14 protein-coding genes and 2 pseudogenes are annotated in these 14,857 nt (G+C 68.3%); 9 read left to right on the top strand and 7 right to left on the bottom strand.

Annotated elements, in window-relative coordinates:
- Positions 1–29 precede the first annotated feature (29 nt).
- Positions 30–581, top strand: coding sequence for a PadR family transcriptional regulator (locus ACZ7LV_RS18665; RefSeq protein WP_471940547.1), 552 nt, complete (start codon positions 30–32; stop codon positions 579–581).
- Between the two features lie 52 nt (positions 582–633).
- Here the strand turns inward: ACZ7LV_RS18665 and ACZ7LV_RS18660 are convergent, their stop codons facing one another.
- Positions 634–1,173 (bottom strand): hypothetical protein, encoded by a 540-nt coding sequence (locus tag ACZ7LV_RS18660; protein WP_471940546.1) that lies wholly within the window; start codon positions 1,171–1,173, stop codon positions 634–636.
- Between the two features lie 167 nt (positions 1,174–1,340).
- Positions 1,341–2,321, bottom strand: a complete 981-nt coding sequence (locus ACZ7LV_RS18655; protein ID WP_471940545.1) for a fibronectin type III domain-containing protein — start codon at positions 2,319–2,321, stop codon at positions 1,341–1,343.
- Between the two features lie 368 nt (positions 2,322–2,689).
- On the opposite strand from ACZ7LV_RS18655, the gene ACZ7LV_RS18650 reads away from it, so the two are divergent.
- Positions 2,690–3,391, top strand: coding sequence for a glycoside hydrolase family 75 protein (locus tag ACZ7LV_RS18650; protein WP_471940544.1), 702 nt, complete (start codon positions 2,690–2,692; stop codon positions 3,389–3,391).
- A 43-nt stretch (positions 3,392–3,434) separates the two neighbouring features.
- On the opposite strand, the gene ACZ7LV_RS18645 is transcribed toward ACZ7LV_RS18650, so the two are convergent.
- The 3 genes from ACZ7LV_RS18645 to dhaK are packed head-to-tail and all read right to left on the bottom strand — an operon-like array spanning position 3,435 to position 5,469.
- Positions 3,435–3,845: a PTS-dependent dihydroxyacetone kinase phosphotransferase subunit DhaM gene (locus ACZ7LV_RS18645; protein WP_471940542.1), complete on the bottom strand. Its 411-nt coding sequence runs from the start codon at positions 3,843–3,845 to the stop codon at positions 3,435–3,437.
- Positions 3,838–4,437, bottom strand: a complete 600-nt coding sequence (dhaL, locus tag ACZ7LV_RS18640) for a dihydroxyacetone kinase subunit DhaL (RefSeq protein WP_471940541.1) — start codon at positions 4,435–4,437, stop codon at positions 3,838–3,840. The genes ACZ7LV_RS18645 and dhaL overlap by 8 nt, the downstream gene beginning before the upstream one ends.
- A 39-nt stretch (positions 4,438–4,476) precedes the next feature.
- A complete protein-coding gene (gene dhaK / locus ACZ7LV_RS18635; RefSeq protein WP_471940539.1) occupies positions 4,477–5,469 on the bottom strand; it encodes a dihydroxyacetone kinase subunit DhaK in 993 nt (330 codons plus the stop codon).
- A gap of 586 nt (positions 5,470–6,055) precedes the next feature.
- Here dhaK and ACZ7LV_RS18630 point away from each other — a divergent pair.
- Positions 6,056–6,231, top strand: a pseudogene (locus ACZ7LV_RS18630) (site-specific integrase); the annotation flags it as partial.
- Positions 6,232–6,512: 281 nt separating this feature from the next.
- Positions 6,513–6,818 (top strand): annotated as a pseudogene (locus ACZ7LV_RS18625) (SDR family NAD(P)-dependent oxidoreductase); the annotation flags it as partial.
- Between the two features lie 20 nt (positions 6,819–6,838).
- On the opposite strand, the gene ACZ7LV_RS18620 reads toward ACZ7LV_RS18625, so the two are convergent.
- Positions 6,839–7,588, bottom strand: a complete 750-nt coding sequence (locus ACZ7LV_RS18620) for a transposase (protein WP_471940970.1) — start codon at positions 7,586–7,588, stop codon at positions 6,839–6,841.
- 103 nt (positions 7,589–7,691) lie between these two features.
- On the opposite strand from ACZ7LV_RS18620, the gene ACZ7LV_RS18615 reads away from it, so the two are divergent.
- The gene (locus tag ACZ7LV_RS18615; RefSeq protein ID WP_471940538.1) at positions 7,692–8,237 is read left to right on the top strand and encodes an SDR family NAD(P)-dependent oxidoreductase; all 546 of its coding nucleotides are present in this window, start codon (positions 7,692–7,694) and stop codon (positions 8,235–8,237) included.
- A 492-nt stretch (positions 8,238–8,729) separates the two neighbouring features.
- On the opposite strand, the gene ACZ7LV_RS18610 is transcribed toward ACZ7LV_RS18615, so the two are convergent.
- Complete coding sequence (locus tag ACZ7LV_RS18610; protein WP_471940536.1) at positions 8,730–9,998, bottom strand: hypothetical protein; 1,269 nt, start codon at positions 9,996–9,998, stop codon at positions 8,730–8,732.
- Between the two features lie 250 nt (positions 9,999–10,248).
- Here ACZ7LV_RS18610 and ACZ7LV_RS18605 point away from each other — a divergent pair, with 250 nt between their 5' ends.
- From ACZ7LV_RS18605 to ACZ7LV_RS18590, 4 genes are all read left to right on the top strand, one after another.
- Complete coding sequence (locus ACZ7LV_RS18605) at positions 10,249–10,482, top strand: hypothetical protein (RefSeq protein WP_471940535.1); 234 nt, start codon at positions 10,249–10,251, stop codon at positions 10,480–10,482.
- A 299-nt stretch (positions 10,483–10,781) separates the two neighbouring features.
- Entirely contained in the window at positions 10,782–11,822 is a 1,041-nt protein-coding gene (locus ACZ7LV_RS18600; protein ID WP_471940534.1) for a C40 family peptidase, read from the top strand.
- 420 nt (positions 11,823–12,242) lie between these two features.
- Positions 12,243–12,479, top strand: coding sequence for a hypothetical protein (locus ACZ7LV_RS18595; RefSeq protein ID WP_471940532.1), 237 nt, complete (start codon positions 12,243–12,245; stop codon positions 12,477–12,479).
- Positions 12,480–13,769: 1,290 nt separating this feature from the next.
- The gene (locus tag ACZ7LV_RS18590; RefSeq protein WP_471940530.1) at positions 13,770–14,546 is read left to right on the top strand and encodes a hypothetical protein; all 777 of its coding nucleotides are present in this window, start codon (positions 13,770–13,772) and stop codon (positions 14,544–14,546) included.
- Positions 14,547–14,857 lie beyond the last annotated feature (311 nt).

Genomic DNA, 14,857 nt, shown 5'->3' with positions numbered 1-14,857 from the left:
GCGCCGAGGGCGTCCCTAGGATGGCCCCCATGTCACTCCCGCACGCGATCCTCACCGCCCTGCTCGAAAGGCCGTCCTCGGGGCTGGAGCTGACCCGCCGCTTCGACAAGTCGATCGGCTACTTCTGGTCGGCGACGCATCAGCAGATCTATCGCGAGCTGGGAAGGCTGGAGGCCGACGGGCTGATCCGGGCCCTGCCGGCCGAGCAGCCGGCCCGCGGGCAGAAGAAGAGCTACGAAGTACTGCCCGCGGGGCGCGCCGAACTGTCCCGCTGGACCGCCGCCGCCCAGGACCCGAAGCCGCTGCGCGACACGCTGCTGCTGCGGCTGCGCGCGGCGGCCGTGGTCGGCACGGCCGGCCTGGAGGCGGACCTGCGCCGCCATCTCGACCTGCACCGGGTCCAGCTGACGGAGTACGAGGAGATCGAGCGGCGCGACTTCCCGCCCGGCAAGGACAGCCCCCAGGACCGGCTCCAGCACCTCGTCCTGCGGGCCGGCATCGACCTGGAGACCTTCTGGACGCGCTGGCTGGAGCACGCCCTGGCGGAGTTGGCCGAGCTGCCCCCGGGACAGGACGGCTGAGGAGCCACGAGCTGGAGGCGGTACGGCCGGGACGCCGCTTTCGCCGCAGGCCCTAGAGGCGGTACGGCTTCGAGCGGCGGCGCAGGAACCAGACCGTGGCGATCAGGGCGGTGGCCACCAGCGCACCGCCGCCCACCAGCGTCATTGCGCCGAAGTCCCGGCTGGCGCCACCGACACCGCCGACCACGCCGCGGGTGGGGGAGGCCGTGGGCGTGACGGTCGGCGAGACGGTGGGCGTCGAACCGGCGGAGACGACGACGGACTGCGTTCCGGCGGTGTTGCCGTTGGAGCACATGACGATGACCGTGTACGTGCCCGGGGTGACGTTCGTCCAGGCCGAGCCCTGCTGGGTGGTCGAACCCGTGAGCACCACCTGGCGGCCCTGGGCGAAGTTGGTCTGGTTGCTGTTGAGGATCGACGCGGTGCCCCATCTGCCGTTCAACTGGGTGCACGCGCTGGTCGTGACCGACACCGTGGAACCGTTGGTGCTCACCGAGATCCCGGAGTTCGCGGCGGCCGGCCCGGCGACCAGGGCCAGCGGCAGCGCGGCGGCTGCCACGGCCGCCCCGAGGAGAGGCTGAGAAGTACGCATGGGACTGCCCTCCGGCGGCACGGTGGCGGTACATCCCTTGCGCCGCCTAGGTCGGGGAACGCCCGTGCTGCCTCACAGAGGCAGCCAACGTGTCCCGGGCCCGCCCCGCATGGGGACCGCACCCGCTCAGGTGACGCGTACCGTCGTCCGGGGGACGTGAGGGCCCCTCAGCGGCCCTGGCCGGTCGTCACCGTCCGTTCCGCCGAGAAACCGCCCCAGGTGCCGTCCGGCAGCCGGGGACGGATCCGCACCCGATGGCGCTCCCCGGCCTCCTGCCCGATGTAGAAGCTGTACGTCGCCCGGTCCCGGGGCGGTGTTCCGCCGAAGACCAGGGAGGTGACCGGACGCCCGTCGAGCTGGACCTGGTACTCGGTGATCACCCCGTCCACCTCGGGCGGCACCCAGGACAGGTCGATGTGGTAGGCCCCGTCGGCGCGCCGGGTCGTGGCGCGGAAGTCGGCCGGGGCGGTGTCCCGCCCGTCGTCCGTGCCCGGCGCGGTGCTGAGCCGGACGGCGGCGCTGGCGGGGGAGACGTTGTCCGCGGCGTCCCGGGCCCGGACGGTGAACGTGTAGCGGGTGCCCGGCCGCAGTCCGGTCACCACGGTTGCGGTCTGTCCCCCGCCGACGCTGTGGATCTTCGCCGCGCCCTGGTAGACGTCGTACGACGCCACGCCCCGGTCGTCCTTCGACGCCGTCCAGGACAATTGCGCGGCCCGGCTCCCCGCGGCTCGCCCCTGTGCCTTGCCGGGCCGGGAGGGGGCGGAGGCGTCGGCCGCGGCCGCGGCGGGCGTGCGCGCCCGCACCTCACGGCTGCGCGGCCCGAGCCGCCCCTCGGTGTCCCGGGCCCGCACGGTGAAGACGTACGTCGTCGCCGGATCGAGCCGGACGACGTCGACCATGTGCGCGGAGCCCGCGACCTCCTGGACCTTGGTGGCGCCGCGGTAGACCTCGTAGCCGGCGACCTCGCGCGAGGGCACCGCGTTCCACATGACGTGGACGCTGGTCGCGCTCCCCGCCGCCGCGGTGACCCCCGTCGGCGCCGCGGGCAGCCGCCCCTCGTCGCCTTCCCCGGTGCCTTCCCAGCCGCAGGACGGGACGAACAGCAGCGCGCCGAGGACCAGGGCAACGGGCACGGGAACGCGTCGCACGACTCGGCCTCCAGGGACGTCGCGGCGGCAATGGTCCGGACCAATATGACGCGACTGACGCGCTCACATCAAGAGGGCGGTCCGTGTCGAGCACGCCACCCCGTTCCGTATGCTGAAGCAAGCACGGCCGAACTCCGCTCCAAAGAGGGGGAGTTCGTGCTCCCGGAGCGGATTCGCTGTCGTCGCCCATGCCGTGCCGGGACCGGAGCGGCCGGGTGGCCGGAGCCGACACGGGCTCGGCCACCCGGCCCCCGGGTGGGACGGGCGTGGCGTGCACCGTCCGGACCCCTCGGGTGGCCCCATGATCGGAAACAGCATCCGATGGTGCTGAGCGACCGTCAGTGTCCCCCAGCAGAGAGTCCCTTATCGTGCGTGTCCAGTCCCTCGCGCTGGCCGCGGCAAGTGCCGCCCTGCTCGCCCCGGCGACGTCCTCGACCGCCCACCCGCCCAAGGAACCCCGCACACGGCACGAGAGATCCGCGGACGGTCCCGTCCGCGCGGCCGACCTGCTGGCCGCGGTGCGCGACTGCACCCAGGTGTCCGAGGGCCGCTACCGCACCGACGCGGGCGGCCCGGCCTCCGTCCGTGTCTGCGGCACCCCCGACGCCGTCTTCTGGACGGCCGACCTGGACATCGACTGCGACGGCCGGCCCGGTCGCCTGTGCAACCGCCGCACCGACCCGTACTTCTCTCCCGGTACGGCCTTCCAGAGCTCCGACGGCCGTCATCTGGACGCCGAGCGCCTGCCCTTCGTCGTCGTGCCGGTGCCCAGCGACATCTGGGACTACCGCGAGCACGACGTACGTGAGGGCTCCGTGGTGGCCCTCGTCCACGACGGCCGGGTGCGGTATGCGGTCGTCGGTGACACCGGGCCGCACGAGGTGATCGGCGAGGCGTCGTACGCCGCCGCCGAGGCACTCGGCATCCCGCCCGACCCGCGCGGCGGGGGGACGGACTCGGGCGTCACCTACATCGTCTTCAAGGGTTCGCGGATCTCACCCATCGAGGACCATGCCGCCGCCGTGGCCGAAGGGCAGCGACTGGCACGGCGGTTCGTGGACGGCGGCTAGGTGTATTGGTCACGAGCGTTGACAACGCTCGTGACCAATACACTCACACCTTCCGGTAGCTGTACGCCTCGGAGGCCGCCGCCGCCACCGCGTCCAGGTCCGCCCCCGTGCTCGCCGTGACGACCGCCGCGACCGCGCCCTCGACGAACGGGCAGTCCACCAAACGCGTCCCGGCGGGGAGTTCGTCGCCCTCGGCGAGCAGCGCCTTCACGGTCAGCACGGCGCTGCCGAGGTCGGTGAGGACAGCCACCCCGGCCCCACGGTCCACGGCGGCGGCCGCGGCCGCGATCAGCTCCGCGCTGGTGCCCAGCCCGCCGCCCTCGGTGCCGCCCGCGGGGGCGACGGGCACCGCCGTGCCGCCGCCCGCGAGCCCTCGCGCCAGTTCGGCCACCGAGGCGGCCACTTCGGCGCTGTGCGACACCAGCACGATCCCGACCAGCTTCCCGTCACTCACCGGCCGCCTCCGCGAGTCCCGCGATCAGCAGCGCCGACGACGTGGCGCCCGGGTCCTGGTGGCCGATGCTCCGCTCGCCCAGATAACTGGCCCGGCCCTTGCGGGCCTGCAACGGGGTCGTCGCCAGCGCGCCCTGCTCGGCGGCGCCGCGCGCGGCCCCGAAGGAGTCGGCGAGCGCGTCCACGCCCGGCACCAGCGCGTCGATCATCGTCTTGTCACCGGGCGCCGCCCCGCCGAGCGTCATCACGGCGTCCACCCCCTCCCGCAGGGCGTCGGCGAGCGTGGCCCGGTCGACCTCGGCGGCGTCGCCGAGCGCCTTGCCCGTGCGGCGCAGCAGCGTGCCGTACAGCGGCCCCGAGGCCCCGCCGACCGTCGAGATCAGCTGCCGTCCCGCCAGGATCAGGACGGCGCCCGGCGTGGCCGGTGCCTCCTTCTCCAGCGCCGCCGCCACGGCGGTGAACCCGCGCTGCAGATTGCTGCCGTGGTCGGCGTCCCCGATGGGGGAGTCGAGAGCCGTGAGGCGCTCCGCCTCGCGGTCCACGGACGCGGCGGTCGCCGTCATCCAACGGCGGAAGAAGTCGGCGTCGAGCACTGGGTCTCCTTGCGTGGTAGGTGCCTTGATCGTCCCGTCTCACATGCCCCAGCGCAGCCCCGGCGTGCTCACCGGCGCGTCCCACAGGCGCAGCAGCTCCTCGTCGACCTGGCACAGGGTGACCGACGCGCCCGCCATGTCGAGGGAGGTCACGTAGTTGCCGACGAGGGTGCGGGCGACGGCCACACCGCGGTCGGCGAGCACCCGCTGCACCTCGGCGTTGAAGCCGTAGAGCTCCAGCAGCGGCGTCGCCCCCATGCCGTTGACCAGGACCAGCACCGGATTGCGGGGGTCGAGGTCCTCCAGCACGGCGTGCACCGCGAAGTCGGCGATCTCGCGCGAGGTCATCATCGCCCGTCGCTCCCGGCCCGGCTCTCCGTGGATGCCGATGCCCAACTCCAGCTCGCCCGGTGGCAGATCGAAGGTGGGGGAGCCCTTGGCGGGCGTGGTGACGGCGCTCAGCGCCACGCCGAAGCTGCGCGCGCTCTCGTTGACCTGCCGCGCGATCGTCTCGACCCGCTCCAGCGGCTGCCCCTCGTCGGCGGCGGCGCCGGCGATCTTCTCGACGAACAGGGTGGCCCCGGTGCCCCGCCGGCCGGCGGTGTAGAGGCTGTCGGTGACGGCCACGTCGTCGTTGACCAGCACCTTGGCGATCTGGATGCCCTCGTCCTCGGCGAGCTCGGCGGCCATGTCGAAGTTGAGCACGTCACCGGTGTAGTTCTTGACGACGAAGAGCACCCCGGCCCCGCTGTCCACGGCGGCCGCCGCCCGCACCATCTGGTCGGGCACGGGTGACGTGAAGACCTCGCCCGGACAGGCGGCCGACAGCATGCCGGGCCCCACGAATCCACCGTGCAGCGGCTCGTGCCCCGAGCCGCCGCCGGAGACGAGCCCGACCTTCCCCTGGACGGGTGCGTCCCGCCGCACGATCACCCGGTTCTCGACATCGACGGTCAGTTCCGGATGGGCCGCCGCCATACCCCGCAGCGCGTCCGCGACGACGGTCTCCGGGACGTTGATGAGCATCTTCATGGGTACCTCCTGGCTAGGCTAGCAGGCCAGTCGTTGACCAGTGTCTTTGCAGGTCGGACTGGGTGAGAGCGGATTGTGATCTTGGCGGTCCGTGACGGCCTGAAGCGGGTTCTGGCGGTACTGGTGCTGACTCATTGCTGACTTTGGTGACGACTCGTCAGGTCGGCGGACGGGCCGGCCGTGGCTTGGCCGGGATGCTGCTGTCGGCAGTATCGGCCTTGCGGCAGCGAAGGTCACGCGCGAGAACGTCATGGGCGCGCCTCGGTCCCTCCGCCGACGTGCTCACCACCCCCCCCGTGTGCGCCAACCTGTCGGCTCGGTTCTGCCGCCGCCACGACACCATCGAGGTCTTTCCTCCGCCTCTTCCCCGACGGCCAGGACCTCGACATCGCCGCCGCCAACGCAACATGCCCAGGGTGTTTCCATTGCATCCCTTGGTGACATGAGCACTGCGGTTCGGCCGCGCTCGGTCCACCTTCCCAGCGAAGCGTCTCGGGGGGTTGCGTCGGCCGGGTTCCGCGGTGATCCGTGACTAGGAAGCCGCCGCCTAGGGACCACGTCCCGAGATACCCCCGAACTCGGCAGGGTGCGCACCAGCGGCGACGACACCGTCTGCCAGCGCAAGGGCAGTCGCTGGGAAGCCGCCGGATACGCCCTCGCCCCTGGCAACAACCTCGCCGTATTCGCGTTTACGACCTCACCCGCAAAGGGGCCCTGGCTGAGCTCACCGAGAAGATCGCCGCCAGCAACCGCGGCCTCCCCGCAACGGAGACCTTGCCAACCCGAACCCGCTTGGTGACCCCGCGGGATCGACGAGGTGATGTGCCGACGGACATCGACTTGGCCCGGATCTTGGCGGGCATCAGTGCCCCCGGGCGCTGTATCAGCTTGCGGCCCACTTTATTCACTGGCCCCGACCTATATCAGGACGACCAGCCGTGTATGGCCGTACATCAGCATCCGTGGCCGAGGCTGCCCCGAATAGGTAAATCGTGCACCATGGTGGAATTGGGAACCTACGCGCAGAGCGAAAGGGGTAGGCCATGGCCACATGGTTCATCACCGGAGCGGCACGCGGTTTCGGCAGAGAGATCGCACGCCAGGCGCTCGAGCGGGGCGACAATGTGGTGGCGACGGCTCGTAGCCCGCAGGCTGTCGAGGAGGAGTTCTCCGCTTTCGGGAACCGCGCAATTGCGGTCGCCCTTGACGTGACCGATGAGGATCAGGCTCGGGGTGCAGTCGACGCGGCTGTGGCAGCGTTCGGCACGATCGACGTGCTGGTGAACAACGCTGGCCGTGGCGTCCTCGGGGCGGTGGAGGAGACATCTGACGCGACGTTCCGCTCCGTCTACGACACCAATGAGGCTTTTCAGCGGTGCCGCTCCAGGGTGAGGACAGCCGCGGTGATTGACGTCATGCGGTTCGGGCTGCATCGGGCTCTGCGGAAGATTCGCCAGGATTTGAGGCGGGCGATTCCTCGTTCGACGGGTACGCGAGCGGCGGACAAGGCCCGGTTGATCGTCTGCTCGGTCGGGCTGAGTTCGCCCTGGGGCGGCCGGCGTTTGGGGGTGGTGACCCACTCGCCTGCGCCGATGTAGGCCATGTCGGCGAGGACGGGGACGCCCTGGCGCTCGCAGATCCTGATGATCTTGTGGGTGCGGGCGGCGGTCAGGTCGTGAGTGCGGCCGGGCAGGGCGGGTGAGAGCCACAGCGTGCGACCGGCCGGGTCCGTGATGACCTGCACGTTCACACCGTGCCGCTTGTGCTTCGTCGAATAGTCCGCGCGCCCGTCGCCGACCCGGTCGCACTCGGCGAGCGTGCCGTCCACGAGAACGTAGTCGGGGTCTGTCTCGCGTAGGACCTTCAGCAGGCCCGGCGCCTTGTCGGCCAGGTGCTCGACGACGGTGGTGACGTACGCGTGGGCGGTGCCGACGGAAATACGGAAAACCGCGGCGAGTTGAGCCAGGGGGTCGTGCCGGCGCAGGTATGCCAGAGCGATCAGCGCACGCTCGGACGGCCGGAGTTTGCAGCGTCGGTCACCCTCACGGGTGACGATCAGCATCGTCACCCACTCCACGAGTGCGTGCGGCAGGTCGAGTGCGGCAGGATACGGGACCAACAGGGCTTCTGAGCTGGAGAGTTGAGACCTAGAAACCTCTCTCAACGGCACGGGAGCCCTGTCCGTTGCCTACGCTTCCGCCGTCACCCGTCCGGGGCCCAGCTTGAAGACTCTCAATGTCTTCGGGCTGGCCAACGTCACCCGCGCCGTTCTTCCCGTCATGCGGAAGCAGAGGGCGGGGCGCATCCTCAACCTCAGTTCCATCGGCGGCTTCAGCAGTGCTGCCGGCTTCGGCGTTTACTGTTCCACAAAGTTCGCGGTGGAGGGGCTGTCCGAAGCTATGCGCGACGAGCTTGCCCCCCTCGGGATCAAAGTCACCATCGTCGAACCGGGCTACTTCCGCACGGACTTTCTTGACGCCACCAGCCTCCATACCGAGGGAAGCGTCATCGAGGACTATGCCGCCACCGCTGGCGCGGTACGTGATGCAGTTCCCGGTCTGAATCAGAATCAACCTGGCGACCCTGTCAAGGGCGCCGCTGCGATGATCGTCCTGGCCGACGCCGCGGATCCGCCGCTGCGCGCCCAGTTGGGCAGCGACTGCGCCGCCGCGATGGACAGCAAGATTGCTCAGCTGCGCGAAGAGTCGGATGCATGGCGGGACCTCGCACTGTCCACCGACCACAACGACACGAAGTCCTCGGTGTGAACCTTTGTCAGTAGGCGGCTGCGGATGGACAGCATCTGTGCGTGGAGGAGCGCAGCAGCCCATGATCCGTGGGGTGGCCTCTTCGCAGCATCGCCGCAAGAACACGGACCTGGGGATTGCATCTGGTGGGGTCGGGCGCTCCTGGGGCTGTAGGAAGCTGATCGACGGGGTCAAGTGGCGAGTGCCCGCCGGCGCTGAGCTTCTGCGAGTTGGCCACCGATCTGGTGACGGTCCATGAAGCGCAACGAGCGAGGCCTCTGAGCTGTTGCGCGGCGCCGCCATTCGATGTTTGCCGCCATCTCTGCACTGAACGGACGCGGCCCTGGGGTACCTTGGCGAAGCCCCAGTTCGCGACACCCCGGGCGGACCGCTCGGTCGCACGGAGTCGCCGCGAACTGGCATCGTTCGTCAGTCAGGCCGCCTCGGCAAAAACCGCGTGCATGGCTGATACATCACAGCCAGCGACTTGTCGGCCTCGATGGCAGCTGGTGTTCACTTTCCGTGGTGAGAGATGAGCAGGCCGCAACTTCCCATCATGCTTTCGCATGCTGCGACGCCTGCAGCCATGACTGTGTTGGTCCCGGGCACAACGTTCATCTGCCCTATGGAGCTGGCGTAACTACTCGATGTCAGCTCGGCGGGGGGTGCCTCCTGCACCCACGAGGTTCCGTTCCACTGCGCGGGCATCGCGTGACCCGATGCCTGCCAGCCCGCCGCCCAGACTGTTCCGTCGGCACCTGCGACTAGATCGTTCGCAATAGCGAAGTCAGGCCCCGGCAGCTGCCGCCATGCCCTGCCGTCCCATTGCGCGGCCGCCTTCGTAGTGAATTCCTCGCCGTTGGTCTCCAGGAGTACGTACAGATGGCCCTTCGGGGTCGTGGCGGCGCCCTTGAGCAGCCACCCCGTCTCGTTGACGAAGGGCACGGGAACCGTGTTCAGGGTCCATCGACGGCCGTCGAAGTGGTAGAGCAGGGGCCTATAGACGCCGTTGGCGTCGTTGAGCACGCTGACCCAGACGTCATCAGGCCCTGTGCCGGTTACGGACTGGGGCTCCACAGTACCGCCGCCAGGTGGGGCTGGCAGCTTCTCCACAATCCAACTGGCTCCGTCCCAGCGTTCAAGCTGACCACTGAACTGCCCGTTGGTCGTGTCCCAGTCCATTGTGGACAGCCAAAGGGAGTCGCGCCCCAATGACGTCAGGTCCATGACGAAACGTATCCGGCCTTCGCCTGGGCCTGGACGTTCCACTTTTGTCCAGGTGGTGCCGTTCCAGTGCGCCAACAGCACTGGGTCGGAGACGCCAGCGCTGCCAACATGCTCCGACAGCCGCCCGGCCGTGCGCGACTTGACTGCTGCCGGGAGCGCGCTCCCGCTAGGGTCATCGATATAGTCGCCTGCCACCCAGACGTCACGAGGTCCATGTGCTTCCACACCAGTCAAACGAGCGGCTCGACCGGTTGCGACATTGAATGGCACATCGCTCCACCGACTGCCCACCTGATGCCGCACCAGCGGTTTGGACATGCCGGTCGATGCGTCGGCCTCCATCCCGACCGCCCAGACATCGCTACGACTGGAAGCATCGACAGCGTAGAGATCCGTGGACCTCTCAGGGTCCAAAGGCGCCGCGAGCTTCCATGCAGTTGTTTCCGGCGCAACCTGGCCGTGTGCCATCGACGGTGATGGCGCGAGCAGAGCCCCACCGGCTACGGCAGCGATGGCGGATGCGGCCAGAAAGCGGCGCGACAGAAAATTGGTCATTGTTTCCCTCAGGGGCATAAAAGGTCAGACCAGCCATTTCAATCGTTGGGAAACCAAGCTGCACACCCTTGCTTCTGTGGCACTAGACAACTCGACCCCACGCAGCCAGGCTTGACGGCTACGCGGGGTGTTTTCAACGGCACGTCCCGTCCACAGCGGGCAAATCGCCCGTCGCCAGGCCTTCCTGTGGCCTCCTGGTTGTACCCGCATCCTGAGGTAGAGATGTGAGGAACTTGTTAGATTGGTCTGGGTGTCAACGCTCACGCAGAACCAGACACGCGCCAGTCCCGCAGAGTTGACCGTGATGACCATGGAATTCGACTCTGTGCCGGTCACCCACCCTGCTCAGAAGCAGGCCCTGGCCGATCCGCTGTCACGGCTGGAGTGGGCCGCGGACTCCGATGTGACCGCCGATGACATTGCGGCGGCTCAGGGCGAAGTCGCCCGAGAGATGAAGGACCCACGGAGCCTGTTCGTAGCGTGACGCATGAACATCTGCGAGTCGGCCGCCGATCAGGTGACGGTTCGCGATGCGGGCGCCCTGCCGTCGAGTTCACCGCCAGGGTTTCCGTGGCAGGAAACCTGTGCCTGAGATTGCGCTCCCTGTAGAAGACCGTGACTTGCCCTAACCAATTCCTAACTTTGGTGCCGCACGCTTACGACGGACGGCCGGCTACCCGCAGTGCGCGAGCAGGCCAAAATATGGATGAGTCGAACGTTTGCCTCAGGGTTCGCGATGTGTCTCTGTGGCGGCGGAGTTGAGACAAGGAGGAGATTGCCCCCGTGGCGTCCCACCGTCGACCCAAGCAGCCGAGTCGCACGCGCGTGACCGTGCTGACCACCGCAGCCGCCGCTGCCGTCGCCCTCAGCTCCCAGGCCGCCAATGCCGCGCCGAGCGAGAAGCCGAGCAAGGACGAGGTCAAGGCCAAGGTCGACAAGCTCTACGAGGAGGCCGAGCAGGCCACAGAGAAGTACAACGGCGCCAAGGAGAAGCAGGAGAAGCTCCAGAAGGAGATCTCCACCATCCAGGACAACGTCGCCCGTGGCCAGGAAGAGGTCAACGAGCTGCGCGACGGCCTGGGTTCGATGGCCAGCGCCCAGTACCGCTCCGGCGGCATCGACCCCGCCCTGCAGCTCTTCCTCTCCGCCGACCCGGACGACTACCTCGACAAGGCCTCCACGCTCGACCAGTTGAGCGCCCAGCAGGTCGACTCGCTGAAGAAGATCCAGGAGAAGCAGCGCGAGCTCGCGCAGGACCGCGCCGAGGCCGCGGACAAGCTCAAGGACCTCGCCACCACCCGCAGCGAGCTCGGCAAGAAGAAGAGCCAGGTGCAGGGCAAGCTGGCCGAGGCGCAGAAGCTGCTCAACTCCCTGACCGCCGCCGAGAAGGCGGCCCTGGCGGCCGAGGAGGACCGGGCGAGCCGGGCCAGCGAGCGCACCGCCCTCGGTGGCTCGGGCGCCCCCGCCACCGGTCGCGCCTCCTCGGCGTACGGCGCCGCCCAGAGCGTGATCGGCTCGCCCTACGTCTACGGCGCCTCCGGCCCGTCCTCCTTCGACTGCTCGGGGCTCACCTCCTGGGCCTTCGCCCAGGCCGGCATCCAGATCCCGCGCACCTCGCAGGCGCAGGCCAACGCCGGCACCCGGATCTACTCCCAGAGCGACCTCCAGGTCGGCGACCTGGTCATCTTCTACGGCGACCTGCACCACGTCGGCTTCTACGCGGGCAACGGCCAGGTGCTGCACGCCCCGCGCAGCGGCACCGTCGTGCGCTACGAATCGATGGAAACGATCGGTGGACCGTTCATGTTCGGCGTCCGCATATAGCGACCTCGTACACGAAAGGCGGCGCGTCGAAATTTTCGATGAGCTTGATTGACGATCGCTCAGCTGCGGCCCGCAGCGGTAGGGCCGCACGGAGAGGCCAGCCAGTTCTTGGAAACCGCGTTCGAGGTCTGCGTCGGTGGCCTCTTGGAGGATGCTGTAGGTCGTCATCCTCGGAAAGTGCCTAATCGTCGGCCGCTTCAGGGACGATCTCGCACTGGGCGAAACCCAGGGCCTCCTGCGGGAGTTCGGCGCCAGTCCCACAGCCGCCGGCGCCTTGGCGCTCGCCGGGCTGCTTGCCCGCGCGGGCCGCCGTGGTCGCCGTGGCCGGCCACGGCGAGGCCGTCTTGCGGCTGTGGATACTTCCCCTCCTGCTTGCCGTGCCCCTGCACTTCCTCGTCGAACTACCCGAACACCTCCTCTATGACAACGAGACGACCGACGTTGCGCAACACCCGGTCTATCCGAAGAAGTCGCTTCAGCACCTGGTTCACCAACGGCAAGAACATGCACATCGAGCACCTCGCCGCGAGGACCACCCCGATCAACCGCCTGCCCGCCCGACACGAGGAGACCCGGCGCTACGCCACCCACGTCGAAACGACTTACCTCGACTTCTACGGACTGGTAAGGCGTGCGGCTCGGCACCCGAAAGCCTAGCCTCGGGCTTGCACGAGCGGGCTTGTGCGGGTCCTGATCAAATAGGCGCTGAGAGCTGCTGAGCTGCACCCATGGGATTTTCCAGGGGTTCTGTCCGCTGCGAGCAGGGAAGCACTCTCCGGGTGAACGAGCGCACTGGGCCACACCCGCCTGTCCGAGCCTTTGTCGGCGGTGCTGCGGGATCTCGTAGGCGCCCGCAAAATGTCTGGTCAAGGATGCGGTCTGTGCAGGACCCTGAGCAGCAACAACCCACCCCGACCAGCAGCCGTACCCCCTCGGAGCCGTGGAACCCGACGCCCACCCAACGCGACAGGCGGGCCACCACCATGCACATAGCCGCCCCTGCAAGCCGAAGCGGCCCGTCGGAGCTCCCACGGTCTGTCACGAAGCATCGACGCTGGAGAGACCGCGCTGAAGGGTTGCACACCGGACACGGGAACGGCATGAGATGCTGCGAGCCGACAGGCTAATCCGGTATGGGCTGACCAGCATCAGCGGGGAGACCTACTTTTGCTGGAGTTGGTGCGGCCCGTTGTTCCGATCTCGCCTTCGGCAATGGGCAGTGCTGTGCAGTGTGGTGATGACTGCTGCCGTTCACACAGGGGCAGCAGGATTGACACGGACGTTCATCGGGTACAGCCGCTCTTCGGCACGTCAGGGGCACATCCCGCCAGACAGCTTGCATCACCCGATCGAGGAGAACGAGCGAAGTGCCGGATGCGAGCGCCGAGATGGCGGCACCTGTGGCCAGGGCGACCTGCGAGACGGCAAGAACGCGATCCTTGCCGTAACGGTTGCCCGGACGATAGATGGGCGGCCCGCCGGCCACGGGTCCGCCTGGTTGTCAAGCGCCGCGTGAACTCCGAGTCAGTGGTTGGCTGGTTCCATGGCGAAGTCCCTATGCGGATCCCTTTTGGGAGATCCCCCTTCACGTGCCCCAGCAGCACGCTGGTGGGCCCGGACGATGGTGGAGTCGGCCTTGATGCGGTAGAAGGTGTCGTCCCATTGCCTGCGATGGGGTGTCCCGCCAGAACAAAGATCATCTCACGCGTGGGATCGCACCCCCCGATGTACGCCCCAGCTCGCCTGTCTGTGGGCAGCATGTGTCGGATGTAGGACATGACGCGGTTGCGCCACCGGAAGTGGTAGACGTCTTCGAACTGCTCCACGCATGCTCAGGCGGGTTGTGAGTTCCTGTGGGACGAAAGGCTCCCAGTGACGTCTTCAAGAGGCCGCCTCCGGGCGGCGTTACCGGCAGGGCTGGTACTTGCCGCCGGAGGCCTGCCGACCGTGGCCGTGGCGCAGTTGGCTCCTGGCGGCGTGCTTAGGGGTTCGCCCGCCACGAGGCGGCCGATCACCGGTGACCGGGTGACCTTGACAACGCTGCCCGAAGGGCGGCGCGTCGTGTCGGTCGAGCCTGGACCTGGCCGCGAACACATGCCGTTGAGACGGATCGAGGGCGACGACAAAACGCTGACGATCGGGCCGTCGAACGCCGTGTCACTGGTGTCGGCCGGCGCGCTGGACCGTCGGCTGTTCGATGTGAGGGGCCTGATCGAGGACGGCCTGGACGAAGCACACTGCTCCACACTGCCACTGATCGCCTCTTCTCTGCCGGAGCCGTCGTGTGTCACGCATCGGGCGACGAAGGCTGCGGCGGCGACCGCCGACCGCTTGGCGGCGTTGGAAGACGTTGAAGGCCGATTGCGCGGGCCAGGGTGTCAGGTCGCCGTGCTGGCCCCCGGCATCGATGCGAACCACGGGGACCTCGCCGACCGTATGTTCGGTAAGGCCTTCCACTACAACGGCCACGGCTCGGCGTCAGGGATCTTCGACGGCATGGTGTCCGGGTGGGGCGAAGTGTGTGGACTTTCACCTCGCGGGCCTCGGAGGCGTCCCTCGTGCAGCCCTACCACCACCACGGCGAACTGCCCGAGTGCTGCGCGTAGTTCAATCGCGACCGCGCCTCAGCGACCACGCCCGCGCCCGGCTCGAGAACTTTCGCCTCGCTCGGAGAGCGGCTGCTCCACGCGCGGCATCAGCCGTACCGTCGAGGCCATCCACTGACCTGCGACACCTGCTTTTGCCCGAGTTGGTCCCGTCTGCCGAGTGTGGTCGCGTTCAGTGGTCCGGATTCCTGATTGGGGCCGTTGTCCTGATCTCCGTTCTTTGACACTGAACAGCGGTAAGCAGTGGTGTGATGGTTCCTGTTGTTCACACCGAGGTCGGTTGACACTAGTGTGTTTCTGGAACAAGATCTCGAATGCGCTTGCTGATCGCGGGCGTTGCGCACGCGGGGAGCGAGTTCGAAGCACACGCGTCGTCGCCGCCTTCTTCGGGCGATGTCCGTGTACAAGTGATTCTTCAGATGCCAGGTG

The sequence above is a fragment of the Streptomyces sp. NPDC107562 genome (assembly GCF_055657325.1).
This window is presented reverse-complemented; position numbering and strand designations above follow the sequence as displayed.

Excerpts from the sequence above, each read along its gene's own strand:
- ACZ7LV_RS18665 (WP_471940547.1), top strand. The coding sequence starts at position 30 with ATGTCACTCCCGCACGCGATCCTCACCGCCCTGCTCGAAAGGCCGTCC.
- ACZ7LV_RS18610 (WP_471940536.1), bottom strand. The coding sequence starts at position 9,998 with ATGACCAATTTTCTGTCGCGCCGCTTTCTGGCCGCATCCGCCATCGCT.
- dhaK (WP_471940539.1), bottom strand. The coding sequence starts at position 5,469 with ATGAAGATGCTCATCAACGTCCCGGAGACCGTCGTCGCGGACGCGCTG.
- ACZ7LV_RS18660 (WP_471940546.1), bottom strand. The coding sequence starts at position 1,173 with ATGCGTACTTCTCAGCCTCTCCTCGGGGCGGCCGTGGCAGCCGCCGCG.
- ACZ7LV_RS18595 (WP_471940532.1), top strand. The coding sequence starts at position 12,243 with ATGACAACGAGACGACCGACGTTGCGCAACACCCGGTCTATCCGAAGA.